This window comes from Paenibacillus sp. MZ04-78.2 (genome assembly GCF_024213375.1).
Lineage (GTDB): Bacteria > Bacillota > Bacilli > Paenibacillales > NBRC-103111 > Paenibacillus_G.
In genome coordinates, this window is the sequence record NZ_JANAVJ010000003.1 from 48,422 (window position 1) to 61,553 (window position 13,132).

The window sequence follows — 13,132 nt, forward strand, 5'->3', positions numbered from 1 at the left end:
CTGGCCCAGCCTCCCGGTCCGTTATTACTTCTTACCGCTGTTGATGAGCTCTTTCAGACGGGTAACCGCCGTATTGAGCGCCTCTTTCGGATCTTTGCCGTTGTTCCATATTTCCGTCAGCGCAGAGTCAAGCGGATTCCAGACGCTGTCCATTTCCGGGATCGATGGCATCGGTTGCGAGTTTTTGAACTGCGTGACAAAGCCGGAGATGATCAGATCGTTCTTGATTTGCGGGTCCTCCTGCGCCTCTTTGTTCGTCGGGATGGCTCCGACCTTCTTATGCAGCAGAAGCTGAGCTTCTTTGCCAGAAGCGAATTTGGCGAACAGCTTGGCCGCGTTCGGATATTTCGAGAAGGAGTTGACATACCATGCTTTTACCCCGGAGAACGATACCGCCGGCTTGCCTGCGATCGTCGGGAGCGGAGCAACGGCGAGCTTGTCGCCCAGCGCCTTCTTGTAGCCGGCCAGCTCCCACGGACCGGTAATGTCCATCGCCACATCACCCGACGCGAACAGTCCCCTCTTGATGTCCGGGTTAATATCGCCGGATTTCACGGGCAAAATTTCTCTTAAGCTTGTATACACTTTCATTCCAGCTAATACGCTTTCGTTGTTCAAGCCGATATCGGTTTTGTCCGTGCCGTTTTTGCCGAACAGGTACCCGCCCGTCGAAGCGATGAACGGATAGTTGATATAGGTATTGGCGGGTTCCCACATGATGCCGTATTTATTTTTGTCTTTGTTCGTGAACGTTTTGCTGAACGCAATGACGTCCTCGAACGATTTCGGAGCTTCCTTTACCAGCTCTTTATTGTAATACAGCGCGTAGGTTTCGGCAGCCCGCGGAAAACCGTACAGCGTATTGTTGAAGGTAACGGCTTGAATCGCGTTGTCCGTATTGTTCTTCTTCGTTTCCTCGGCATACGAGTCGTTCGGCAAAATCAATTGCGCCGTTGCGGCCCGGCCCAAGTGGTCATGCGGAAACACCACCACGTCGGCGCCTACGCCGGCCGGGCCGTCGTTGGTCAGTCGGGTGACCTGGTCCGTCGTAGCGATTTCGTCAACCTGAACCGGAATATTGTATTTTTCCGTAAACAGCTTCGCAATTTCATCTGTGAACACGCGTTCTTCTTTGCTATCCCAAATCACCAGCTTTGCGCCCGCCTCCGGTGCCAAGGCGCCCGCTTCTCCTGCTGCCGCTGACGACTGAGCATTGTTGTTCGCGGCCGGAGTCTCTGCTTCCGGTTTGTTCGTGGCGGAGCAAGCTGCCATCGAAACGGATAAGGAGGATACGGCAACCAGCGCCAAGAGCTTCTTCTTAAATTCCATGTTAGTAAGTACCCCTTTCAGTTTCTAAAATAAAGTTGTCCTGACTTTGCGTTTGCGAATATGAATTTTATGCAAACCTTTGCACAAAAACCGTAATACTAGTCAGACACAACTCAAATCTAGTGAATTCCCCACTTGGAAACGCTTCATGCACGAAATATCATACCTCATTTATGGAAAATTGTAAAAACGTTTGCACATGCCATTTAAGCCGATTTTAGCGGAAAATCATAATTTAATCCTCCTTATCCTTCAATATTCTCAACTTCCCTAATTCTCAAGCCATAATTCAGGAAAATTTGGTCATTTTGTGATCATTTTGAAAACGCATATTTACATTATCCCGGCTTTTGCGCTAACATAAAACAAAGTAACAGGCATTTTGTGCACGATTTCTTGTCCAAACGTTTGCACATGTCGTGTTTTACATTTGCCGCCTCTGATATGTTACCATGGGAGAATCACACATTTTCACTCCTGCAAGACAGCTTACTGTAATACGTCCCGCGAGAAAGCGGCTCTCATATCAACAGACCATCCGGAGGTTATGCATCCATGGCAATCACAATCGTCGATGTCGCCAAAAAAGCCGGCGTTTCCCCTTCCACCGTATCGCGCGTTCTTTCCAATCATCCCCGGATCAGTCCGGCGACCGCAGCCAAGGTGAGGGAAGTGCTGAAGGAGCTCGGCTACCATCCCAATATCATGGCGAAAAGCCTCGTCTCCAAAACGACGAATACCATCGGTTTAATCTTGCCCAGACCGGCCGAGGAGCTGTTCCAGAACCTGTTCTTCTCCGAGGTGATCCGCGGCATCGTAACCCAAGCGGCACGTACGGGGTACGATCTCATGATGACGACGGGGACAACGGAGCGCGAAGAGCTCGAAGCCGTTACCCGGCTTGTCAAGGGCCGGCGGGTCGACGGCGTGATTTTGCTGTATTCGCGTCAAAGCGACCCGCTCATTTCGTTCATGCTTGAGCACGGCTTTCCATTTGTCCTGATCGGGCGAAGCGACGAGTTTCCCGATATTTTGTCGGTGGACAACGACAACGTGCAGGCGGCTTACGACGCCACCCGTCATTTGATCGCTCAAGGGCATAAGCGCATCGGTTTAGTGAGCGGCCCGCCGAATCTGATCGTTTCGGGCGACCGGATGAAGGGATATTTGCAAGCGCTTAAGGACGCCGGGATCGAAGCACGCCCCGAATGGATCGTCGAAGGAGATTTTTTACAGGAAAGCGGCTACCGGGCGATGTCGTTTTTCATGTGTCTCCCCGAACGGCCCACAGCGCTTGTGACGATTGACGACGTCGTCGCTTTCGGCGTGCTGCGCGGACTGACGGAGCTCGGCTACAAGGTTCCGGACGATCTCAGTCTGGTCGGCTTCAACAACATCTCGTTGTCCGAGCTGTCGACGCCGCCGGTCAGCTCCATGGATATCGGGATTTACCAGATCGGCTACACCGCTTCGCAAACGCTTATTCGGGCCGTCAAGGGCGAAGCTATGCCCCAAAAGCGCGTGATCATTCCCCACCGCCTGATCGTGCGGGAATCGTCCCTCATTCAAGTTAAAAACTAGGAGAGTGCAGCACATGTACACAACGAAAAAGCCTTACTTGATCGACGCAATCGTCGGAAATTCCCGTTTTCTCGCCTCTGTGGGCCGCACCGGCCGGATGTACCGCATGTGGTGGCCGCATATCGACTACCCGCAGCACGTGGACGAAATCCGCAGCGGCCTGTACATCGAAGAGAGCTCGGCAGGGACAAACTGGTTTGACAGCGAGGAAGATGGCTGGCAGCACGAAGCCTCCTACGTGCCCCGGACGAACATCTTTAAAACGACGGCCGTTTCCGAGCGCTGCCCGCTGTCCGCGGAGACGGTCGATTACGCCGTACCGGGCGAAGATTTCCTCGTCCGCCAATTCACGTTCACGAACCGCGGCGAAGCGCCGGTATCGTTCCGCTTTATGTATTACTCGTCGTTCCGCTCGATGGAAACGCCTTTTTACCACACGACCCAGTTCGACGAGACACACGATTCGCTCATGCACCTGCGGCACGAGTATATTTTTTCCGTCTCCAGTTCAAACGTTTGCACGGGATACCAAGCCGGAGCCGCCGTATGGGAAAACGCGCATACCGGCCAGTTAAACGGGAACGGGATCGACATGAAGCCGGACGGCGCGTTGTGCTGGCATATTGAAAAGCTGGCGCCGGGTGCGGCTGTCGAAGTGCCCGTATACATTGCCGCAGGTCAGACGCGCGCAGACTCCCAGCAATCGCTGGCAAAAGCCAAGAGCCGCCCGCATACCTACTGGTACGACCTCACGGAGAGCTACTGGCACCGATTCCTGAACGATGCCAAGCCAGCCCCCGGATCGCGAAGCGACATCCGCGAGCTGTACGAGCGTTCGCTGCTGGCGATGAAGCTGATGAGCGACGAGAAGTCCGGCTGTGTCGTGGCCGCTCCCGAATTCGACGAGCAATTTTCCCGCTGCGGAGGCTATTCTTATTGCTGGGGCCGGGACGCCGCATTTATTACGACGGCGCTGGACCGCGTCGGCTTGACGGAGTTGTCCGCGAAGTTTTACGAGTGGACCCTTACGGCTCAGGACCCGGACGGCTCCTGGCAGCAGCGGCATTACCACGACGGCCGGCTGGCTCCGTCCTGGGGCTTGCAGATCGACGAGGGCGCCTCGATTATTTGGGGCATGTGGCAGCATTATCTGCAAGTTCAAGATGAAGCTTTCCTGCAAAACGTATGGCCGGCCGTCGAACGGGGCGCCTGCTTCCTTACCGGCTATATCGATGCGGAAACCGGATTGCCCGCTTGCAGCATGGATCTTTGGGAAGAGCGACTCGCCGAGCACACGTATTCGGCGGGTGCGGTTTTTGGCGGCTTGACGGCGGCAGCCTCTTTTGCCGAACGGCTGGGCAAGCCGGAGCTGGCAAGCGAATGGAGCCTCGCGGCGGAGCGTATCCGCCAGTCGATCGGCGAGCTGTGCTGGAACGAGGAAAAAGGCGCCTTCTACCGCGCTTTAAAGCTGGCGGTGCCGGAGGCGGTATACCACGAGGCCCGGTCGCAAGGGCTCGGCACCTCCGTAAGCGTCAATGCGAAAGGATATACGACCTACTTCCTGGAGCACGACCCGATCGTCGACATCAGCCTGATCGGCATTTCCGTTCCGTTCGGCGTCTTCCCTGCCGATGATCCGCGCGTCGTCCGCACGGCCGATACGATCGAGCAGCACTTGACGTCTCCCGTCGTCGGCGGCATCAGGCGGTATGAGAACGACCACTACATTGGCGGCAATCCGTGGATTTTAACGACGCTGTGGCTGTGCCATTACCGCCTTCATCGCGGACAATACGCCGAAGCCAAGTCGCTCCTGCAGTGGGCGATAGATCACCGGACGGCGGCAGGGCTGCTGCCCGAACAGGTGGACAAGCAAACGGGGGAAACCGCTTGGGTCGTTCCGTTGACTTGGTCGCACGCGATGTTTATTTTAGCCGTTTCCCTGCTTTCGGAGCAGGGTCAGTTGGATTAAAACATTCAAGCCCTTGGTTCTCCCGACGGGAGCAGCCAAGGGCTTGATTTGTGTTTATGCACAACCGATGTTTTTCTCTCATGAATTGCTTTCCGGCTTACAAGGCTTACAACATAAAATAAAAACTGACGCCCTTTTCGGTATTCGTTACCCCGTAACGGCTTTCATGCAGCTCCAAAATATGCTTGACGATCGCCAGTCCTAGCCCCATTCCTCCGGTTTTCCGGTTGCGAGAGCGTTCCGCACGGTAAAATCTTTCCCAGATGTCATCCAATTGATCCTCGGGAATGTTCTCCCCCTCGTTATCGATGGCGACTCGGAGCCGTTCCCCATCACTGTCGATGCGTATGGTAATTTCGCTGCCGGGCACAGCATGACGGATGGCATTTACCAATATGTTGAACAGCACCTGCTCGATTTTGGATTGATCGGCATAGATGGGGTGCTCGCCCGCGGCCATATGAACGACCTTCAATCCCTTTTCGTTCAAATGATGCGACAGCTTGTCGACAATATCCTCGATCAGCTCGCTCACCATAAACCGGCTCTTCTTCAGCTTGATGGTCTTCGATTCCAGCTTCGTCAGCTCCAACATGTCTTTAACGAGTTCTTCCATTTTTTCCGTTTCGTCCAGTATCACTTCCAGATATCTTTCACGCTTACTTTCGCTGATGCCGTCCCGCAGCCCTTCGGCGAAACCCTTGACAATGCTGAGCGGCGTTTTCAATTCATGGGAGGCGTTGGAGACGAATTCCTTCTGCCGCTGCTCCATCCGCTGCTTCTCCTCCATATCCGCCCGAAGCTGCTCGTTGGCCTGATGCAGCTCCTTGAGCGTATGATCCAACGATTCGGACAAGCTGTTCAAGCTGTGGGACAAGCTGCCGAACTCGTCGTTGCTCCGGATGGGCGATTTGGCGGAGAAGTCCAATTTGGCCATGCGCAGCGCGAATTTGTTAAGCGTAAGGAGCGGTTTGGTAACGAATTTGGAAAAAATCAGCGAGAGCAGCAGGATCAGCACAATGCCTCCGACCCCGATATAAACGTAGAACAGCCGCAGCGCGCCGTAAGCCTCGCTAATCTGCTGCAGCGATGTGATCGAGAAGAGCAGTTCGCTCACTTTGCCATCCCGCATCACGGGCTGAACCGCGATAAAGTTGCGTACACCGGTAATCGACTCCATCCATTCCTGTTCGATCATCTTGCCGCTCTGCAAATCGGCCCTCTGCTCGTTGGTAAGCAGCGGGAACGATTCGCGAATGGCAAAAAACAATAAGCCCTGGCGCAAGTTCCATAGATTCGGGCTGGGCAGCAGCGTGTCGGTGATGACGCCGGAAATTTGCCTCAACGGTTCCTCACTCGTTGCCGTGCTGCCGATGTCCTTCATTCCGGCTTTTTTTATGACGTGCGCGTAGATCAAGTCTTTATCCTGATCGTCCTTCTCGAATTCGGCCTCTACCTGAACCCGGTCGCCGCGCTGCAAATGGGCCGCCAGCAATTCCTTCTGCTGATCGGAAGCGGAGAGCGGCATCAAGGAAATCTTGATCGAAGCACCTTTGTCGTCGCGGATGACGATGCGAAAAAAATTGTCGTACTTCACTTTTCCTTCCGGATTCAAGATCGCGAGCTGCGCTTTATTTTGGCTAATAAATTGTCCTATCTCACGTGTAATGCGCGGCTCGTCCCAATGGTTCGACGCATACTGCTCGCTGAAGGACTGCAGCTTTTTTTCCAATCCGGCCAATCGCTGATTCTGGTAAAATCTCTCAAAAAACAGCAGCTGCCCGAGCAGAACGATCGCATAGAACAACATGAAAAAAGACGCTGTGATCGCGAACAGCTTGAAGGTAACGCCGCCTCTTTTCATCGGTCCTCCTCAAATTTATAGCCGGCGCGGATGACGGTGCGGATATGCCTCGCCTCGTCACCCAGCTTCCCGCGCAATTTTTTAATATGGGTGTCAACGACTCTCGGATCGCCGAAATAATCGAACCCCCATACCTGATTCAGGATCGCTTCGCGGGACAGCACGATCCCTTCATTTTTGACCAAATAAAGCAGCAGTTCATATTCTTTGGGCGTCAGCTCGACTTCCAGTCCTTCGATTTCGACGCGGTGCGATCGTTTGTTGACGGTGACCCGGCCAAAGCTGAGTATATGATCTTCTTTACCGACTGTCCCCTCGACGCGTTTCATCAGCGTTTTGGCGCGGGCAACGAGCACCTTCGGGCTGAACGGCTTGGTGACGTAATCGTCGGCGCCCAGTTCGAATCCGAGCATTTTGTCGTCGTCCTCCGACTTCGCGGTGAGGAAGATGATCGGAATCGCCGATTTGGCGCGTATTCGCTTGCATACGGCCCATCCGTCCAGCTCCGGCATCATAATATCCAGAATGACGAGGTCCGCATTCAGACCATCCAGCATGTCCAGCGCTTGCCTGCCGTTCTCCGCCTCGTAGACGGTCCACTGCTCCCTTTCGAAATAATCCGCCACAATCTCGCGAATGAGGCTCTCATCTTCGATGAGAAGAACTTTTCGTTCCATAGCAATGACAACTCCTGTTTCTCCGGTAACGTGCCTACCTGTTCTATTATACATGAGTCTTGTGTTTTTCGTGTGTCCCGGGGACATTTAAAACAAGAGCCTTCTTTGAAGACAGGACACATGAAGTACACAACGGCACGTTATAATGTTGGCAGACAAACTTGGCTCGTTCCCATCGAAAGGATGTTCGTATGAATATGATGGCCTTTCTTCAAAGAAAAGATGTGCAGCGCTTCGGCATTCTGGCGCTCTTTTGCCTGCTGTTGTTCTGGCTGAGAGGCATGCTGAACCTCATCTTATTGACATTCTTGATGACGTTCCTCATGGATCGTCTTCATCACTTGGTCCATCGCTGGATTAAACCGATCATTCCTGTCGATTCCAGGCTGCTGCTCTCCATTCTGTACGTTTTGCTTGTCGCTCTGCTGGTGGCCTGGGGCTTCAAGGTTTTTCCAACCATAGCTCACGAAGTAGGCCAGTTGGCTGTAATGGTAAAGGAGGTCTACGCGCATCCGCAGAACGAAATCGTGAGCTATCTCGTATCCGTCGTTCATCAGCTCGACCTTAGCAGCATCATCAAGCCGGGTTTGGATATGATCAAGAAAGTCGGCCTTTGGGGCTTCGATGGATTTCTGGCCGTCATTATGAGCTTGATTTTACTGCTCAGCAAGTCGAGCGTTGTACAGTTTACGCACAAGCTTCAGGCGAGCAAAATCGGATGGCTGGTGCAAGAAATCGAATACTTCGGCCAAAAATTCGTCCTCACCTTCGGCAAAGTAATCGAAACCCAACTGATGATTGCACTGATCAATTGTGTGCTCACAATGATCGCCCTATGGATGATGGGCTTTCCCAACCTGTTCGGCCTGGCGCTCTTAGTCTTCGTTCTTGGCTTGATTCCGGTCGCCGGCGTATTCATCTCGCTGATTCCGTTGTGCGCTATTGCGTTCAGCCTTGGCGGCTTCATCTATGTCATCTATTTGCTCGTGACAATTACCTTGATTCACGCATTGGAAGCCTATGTGCTCAACCCGCGGCTGATGGCTTCCAAGACGCACCTGCCGATCTTTTACACTTTTATCGTGCTCCTGTTCTCCGAGCATTTCTTCGGCATCTGGGGCCTGATCGTCGGAATTCCGACATTTGTATTTTTACTTGATTTGTTAGAGGTTCAAAGGGCGGGGCAGCCGATTCGCCTTGCGCTTCCCTTATCTCCTAAGGAGGAATAATCACAATGTTGAAAAAATCGATCCCGTTTGTGTTCGTTGCAGCGGGGCTGGGTATCGGCATGATTTCGCTCTTGCTGGCATTTCACCGGGAGGTAGCTTTAGCGGTGCTGTTTGTCGCGATTGCGGCCTTGCTGGACTTGTTCGGCGGCTATTCTGCAGAAAAGCTGAAGCTGTCGGGCGAATTCGCCAAGGTGCTTCGTTCCTTATCGGAGCTGATTTCCTTCGGCGCCGCACCGGCCATCATTATTTATGTCGTCGCCCTGCGCGAGCTGCCAGTATACGGTACGCTGCTGACCGCGTTGTTCATGGTATGCGGCGCGCTGCGGCTGGCCCGTTTCAACGTAATAACCTGTCACAATCGCTGGCATATCGGTCTGCCCATTACCGGAGCAGGCTGTCTGTTATCCGCATTTGCCTTGTGGAACCCTCCCGCGCATCTTTTGCCAGTGACGGTGCTGGTCATTGTCGGGCTTTCTTTCCTGATGATCAGCAAGATCAAGTTTCCGGCATTTCGTCCAAGCAAAGCCGTGTACGATACCAAGAACGTCTAGCACCTACGGCTGGAGAGGAGCTGTGTCCGCATGCAATTTATACAGGAGATGATCTTACAGTACGGATATATCGCTTTATTCTTCAGCTTGGCGCTTGGCATTGTGGGCTTGCCTATCCCTGATGAGCTGCTTATGACCTTTATTGGCTATCTGGCGTCGGTCGGTATGCTGAATTATTCACTCTCGGTCGCCGTCAGTCTGGCGGGAGCGATGACCGGCATGCTCTGCAGCTACGCGCTTGGCCGCAAGTTCGGCAAGCCGCTGCTGTGGAAGCACGGCAAGTGGATTAAGCTGACCCCGGAACGGCTGGAAAAAGTGGAAGCATGGTTCCAGCGGTACGGGCCTTGGACGATCAGCTTCGGCTACTTCATTCCTGGTATCCGTCACTTAACCTGCTACTTGTCCGGCGTCATCGGAATGGGCAAGCGCAAATATTTGATGTTCTCGGCTATTGGAGCGTTCAGCTGGTGCGTTTTTTTTATCTCCATTGGCTATTTTATCGGGGCGCAGATCGACTTCTCGCATTTTCATGCGTCACTGATGCACCGCTTTTTCTCGAAATAACAGCTCGGACAAACTACAGAGGAAACAACGAAAAAGGCACGCTTTTGAAGACGTGCCTTTTTGCCGTTCTTTATCGTTTGCGCAGCGTCCGGCCGAACACGGCCAGAATCGGCAGCAGAAGCACCGCGGCTGTCACAAGGGACGCCCGAAGCGACAGACGGCTGCCAATCCATCCGACGAACGGGCCGCCTCCCGTCTGCCCGAGCGCGTCCGACTGATTGATCATCGAGAGCACGGTCGCCCGGACTTTGCCTTCGATGTTCAGATTAAGCCACGTATCGTAGATCGGCCCGCTGAGCGCTCCGACGATGCCAAGCGCAAGTACGGAGCCTAGCGCCCAAGTAAAGCCGGGAGCGAAGGCAAATGACAAGATAGCAGCAACCCGCAAGCCGGTCAAAACAAACATCGCCACGACGACCATCCGTTCGCTGCCCATATCCAGCCGCTTCTCGGCCAGCCGTACGGCGATCAGACTGAGGAACGTCGCAAGGATGGAGATCAGGCCGAACCACACCGCCATCGAGAACGGCAGTCCCGCCGGAAAGCCGATCTCCTTGATCAGATGCGCTTCCCAGAGCCGATCGTAGCCTTCCGACGCCGCGCCGCTGAACAGCGTGACGACGAGAATCATCAGCAGCACCGGCTGGCGGCGTATTACTCTTGCTCCGGACAGCCACGTCGTCTTCATCTCCTGCCAATAGGAGAACTTGTCCACCCGCTCCGGGCGGACGAATCGGGTTTCCTTCATGAAAATAAGCAAAAACACCCCAAGGCTGAGAAACATCAGACCGCTTATGATAAACGGCAGATTGGGCGCAAGCGTGGACAACCCGACGCTGAGCGCAATACCGATCAGTGTAGCGACCAGTGACAAGCGCTTCCCTTCCAGGAAGAGGCGCCCCACATGCTGCTCCCCGACTTCGTCAACGATCCAAGCCGTGTCGGCTCCGCTGATCAGCGTCTCGCCGACGCCGCGGATACATTCCGCAATCAGAATCCACGCGAACAGCGAAAGCAAAGGACTAACGCCCCCAAGCCACGGCGCGCTGCCTTCCAGCACACATGCGACCCCGATCACCAGCATCCCGGCAATAACCGACAGCCGCCGGCCATACGTATCGGCGACCACCCCCGTAATTCCTTCGAAAATCAATACCGTTGCTTCCAAAACCGTACCAACGAGCAGCAGCTCGAACGGGTTGAACCCGAGTTGACTTATGTAATATACCGCATAGGTCGTAAACGCCGTCGCGTTGGCGAGGGACGTCATAAAAACTTTAATCTTATATACTTGTGACGCGCGAAATTTCATGCAGACAGATCCGCCTTTCCGGCAGACGGCACGTCACACAGGGCAGTTCGGTTTCTTGCACTTCCGCCTCTTGCACACCTATGGACGGGTCATGCCGTTCGTTGTTTTAACGTTCCTGTAATCCTTTGGTTGAGTGAATAGGCCAAGCTTTTTTGCATGGTGAAGCACCTCCGTTGGGAATTAGCGCATCTCGGGACGGAAAGGTCGCTTTAAAATCGTATTATACATCAAAATCGAGCCGGCTGCCGCCTATTCATTACGCAAGCCTGCTTCCAGTAGCTTGACATGAAGAAGCTATTCAATTATATGAATAAATGATCATATATTTTAATTTACGAATCAGGGAAGCTATCGAGCAGGCAAAGTCATCGTGTCAACCGGTCCGTTCCACACGCCTTTCATTCCCGGCTTTGCCTCCGGGCTCCCAGACGAAATCTATCAAACGCACAGCAGCACATACCGGAATCCCGGCGAGCTGCGGGACGGACCTGTGCTTGTCGTCGGTGCTGGCAATTCGGGCGCGCAGATCGCCGTAGAGCTGTCCCGGGAGCGTCTGGTTTATTTGTCAGCGGGAAGCGAGTTGCACTTTAAACCGCTGTATGCGCTGAGCAAAAGTATTTTTTGGTATTTGGACCTGTTCGGGATTATCTATGCAGGTACCGATTCCCTAGCCGGCTCGTGGCTGAAGAAGCAGCCCGAGATCATTTACGGACTCGAACTGAAATCGCTTCTAGCGGTTCAAAAAGTGCTGCTCAAGCCAAGAGCCGTCGAAGCCCGCAAAAACCGCATTGTATTCGAAAACGGAACCGATGCGGAAGTCAGCAATATCGTGTGGGCGACCGGCTACCGCAGCGACTACCGGTGGATACAGATCGACGGCGCCACCGATTCACAGGGAAAACCTATTCACCGCGGCGGCGTCAGCCCGGTGTCCGGGCTTTATTATCTCGGCTTGCCGTGGCAGTCGTCACGAGGGTCGGCGTTGCTCGGCTGGGTAGGCCGCGATGCGTCCAAGCTGGCGGAAAAAATCCGGATTTACTAGATTCGCAGACCGGTTTTGGTATACAATTAAAGCCTATACATGTGAAGGAGGTGCGTCTATGAGCGATATGTCATTCGCCTTGAAATCGGTTACCCCGATTCTTCGAATATTCGACGAAGCCAAAGCGAGAGCGTTTTATTTGGACTATCTCGGCTTTCAGGTCGATTGGGAGCACCGGTTCGAGGAAAACTTCCCCTTATACATGCAAATCTCGCTTGGAGCGTGTACGCTCCATTTAAGCGAGCATCATGGGGATTGTTGCCCAGGGGCCGCGCTCCGCATCGAAGTCGAGAACCTCGAAGCGTTCCATGCGAAGCTTGAAGCTAAAGACTATAAGTACGCCAAGCCCGGTCTGGAAACTACCCCTTGGGACACCCGGGAGCTTACCGTGAAGGACCCGTTCGGGAACCGCCTCATTTTTTTCGAAGCTGCATAACGAACCTCAACAGCACATCAGGAGGGAACACAAGACGATGCCAGATATGTTAGTGAAGCTGTACGAGCTTCCGGATGACGCCCCGCTCCGAGCCAAACTGGAGAACGCGGGCTTTACGATCCGCAGGGCGCTCGTGCCGGAGAAGCATGTGATTCGAAGCTGGGTTAAGGAAAAGTTCAATCCCCATTGGGAGAGCGAATGCGACGTCGCGATTAGCGGACATCCGACCTCGTGCTTTATCGCTACCTTGGAGGACAAAGTGGTCGGCTTCGCGTGTTACGACGCGACCAGCAAAGGCTTTTTCGGCCCGACCGGCGTAGACGAAGTGTGCCGCGGCAAAGGCGTTGGCGCCGCTCTTCTGCTGGCCTGCTTGCACGACATGCGAACCCAGGGATACGGCTATGCCGTGATCGGCGGCGCGGGGCCGGTCGCTTTTTACGAAAAGACGGTCGGCGCGATAGAAATTCCGGATTCCGTGCCGGGGATCTACAAAGGAATGCTCCGGTAACGGGCCTCATATATTGACCTGAGACCGAATACAAGCTACACTAGAAAGTACAAGCAGGGGAATTTCC

The 13,132-nt window shown here is 53.9% G+C and carries 11 protein-coding genes and 1 pseudogene; 8 read left to right on the forward strand and 4 right to left on the reverse strand.

The window, feature by feature from the left end:
* Positions 1-24 precede the first annotated feature (24 nt).
* Positions 25-1,329, reverse strand: a complete 1,305-nt coding sequence (locus NLX71_RS03350) for a sugar ABC transporter substrate-binding protein (RefSeq protein WP_254362081.1) — start codon at positions 1,327-1,329, stop codon at positions 25-27.
* Between the two features lie 555 nt (positions 1,330-1,884).
* Between NLX71_RS03350 and NLX71_RS03355 the strand changes: the two genes are divergently transcribed.
* Positions 1,885-2,910 carry a LacI family DNA-binding transcriptional regulator gene (locus NLX71_RS03355; protein WP_254362082.1) on the forward strand — a complete coding sequence of 342 codons (1,026 nt, stop codon included), beginning with the start codon at positions 1,885-1,887 and terminating at the stop codon, positions 2,908-2,910.
* Positions 2,911-2,923: 13 nt separating this feature from the next.
* Positions 2,924-4,882, forward strand: a complete 1,959-nt coding sequence (locus NLX71_RS03360; RefSeq protein ID WP_254362083.1) for a glycoside hydrolase family 15 protein — start codon at positions 2,924-2,926, stop codon at positions 4,880-4,882.
* Positions 4,883-4,988: 106 nt separating this feature from the next.
* Here the strand turns inward: NLX71_RS03360 and NLX71_RS03365 are convergent, their stop codons facing one another.
* Positions 4,989-6,746 (reverse strand): sensor histidine kinase, encoded by a 1,758-nt coding sequence (locus tag NLX71_RS03365; RefSeq protein WP_254362084.1) that lies wholly within the window; start codon positions 6,744-6,746, stop codon positions 4,989-4,991.
* Positions 6,743-7,423, reverse strand: coding sequence for a response regulator transcription factor (locus NLX71_RS03370; RefSeq protein WP_254362085.1), 681 nt, complete (start codon positions 7,421-7,423; stop codon positions 6,743-6,745). The genes NLX71_RS03365 and NLX71_RS03370 overlap by 4 nt, the downstream gene beginning before the upstream one ends.
* 191 nt (positions 7,424-7,614) lie before the next feature.
* On the opposite strand from NLX71_RS03370, the gene NLX71_RS03375 reads away from it, so the two are divergent.
* The 3 genes from NLX71_RS03375 to NLX71_RS03385 are packed head-to-tail and all read left to right on the forward strand — an operon-like array spanning position 7,615 to position 9,767.
* Complete coding sequence (locus NLX71_RS03375) at positions 7,615-8,652, forward strand: AI-2E family transporter (protein WP_254362086.1); 1,038 nt, start codon at positions 7,615-7,617, stop codon at positions 8,650-8,652.
* Between the two features lie 5 nt (positions 8,653-8,657).
* Positions 8,658-9,203 carry a CDP-diacylglycerol--serine O-phosphatidyltransferase gene (gene pssA, locus NLX71_RS03380; protein WP_254362087.1) on the forward strand — a complete coding sequence of 182 codons (546 nt, stop codon included), beginning with the start codon at positions 8,658-8,660 and terminating at the stop codon, positions 9,201-9,203.
* 30 nt (positions 9,204-9,233) lie between these two features.
* Entirely contained in the window at positions 9,234-9,767 is a 534-nt protein-coding gene (locus tag NLX71_RS03385; RefSeq protein ID WP_254362088.1) for a DedA family protein, read from the forward strand.
* Positions 9,768-9,837: 70 nt separating this feature from the next.
* On the opposite strand, the gene NLX71_RS03390 is transcribed toward NLX71_RS03385, so the two are convergent.
* On the reverse strand, positions 9,838-11,079 hold the full coding sequence (locus tag NLX71_RS03390; RefSeq protein WP_254362089.1) for an MFS transporter: 1,242 nt from the start codon (positions 11,077-11,079) through the stop codon (positions 9,838-9,840).
* 346 nt (positions 11,080-11,425) lie between these two features.
* Here NLX71_RS03390 and NLX71_RS03395 point away from each other — a divergent pair.
* The 3 genes and pseudogenes from NLX71_RS03395 to NLX71_RS03405 form a co-directional block, all read left to right on the forward strand.
* Positions 11,426-12,121: pseudogene (locus tag NLX71_RS03395) on the forward strand (NAD(P)-binding domain-containing protein); the annotation flags it as partial.
* Positions 12,122-12,179: 58 nt separating this feature from the next.
* Positions 12,180-12,557, forward strand: coding sequence for a glyoxalase superfamily protein (locus tag NLX71_RS03400; RefSeq protein ID WP_254362091.1), 378 nt, complete (start codon positions 12,180-12,182; stop codon positions 12,555-12,557).
* 37 nt (positions 12,558-12,594) lie between these two features.
* On the forward strand, positions 12,595-13,065 hold the full coding sequence (locus tag NLX71_RS03405) for a GNAT family N-acetyltransferase (RefSeq protein WP_254362092.1): 471 nt from the start codon (positions 12,595-12,597) through the stop codon (positions 13,063-13,065).
* The last annotated feature ends 67 nt before the right edge of the window (positions 13,066-13,132 follow it).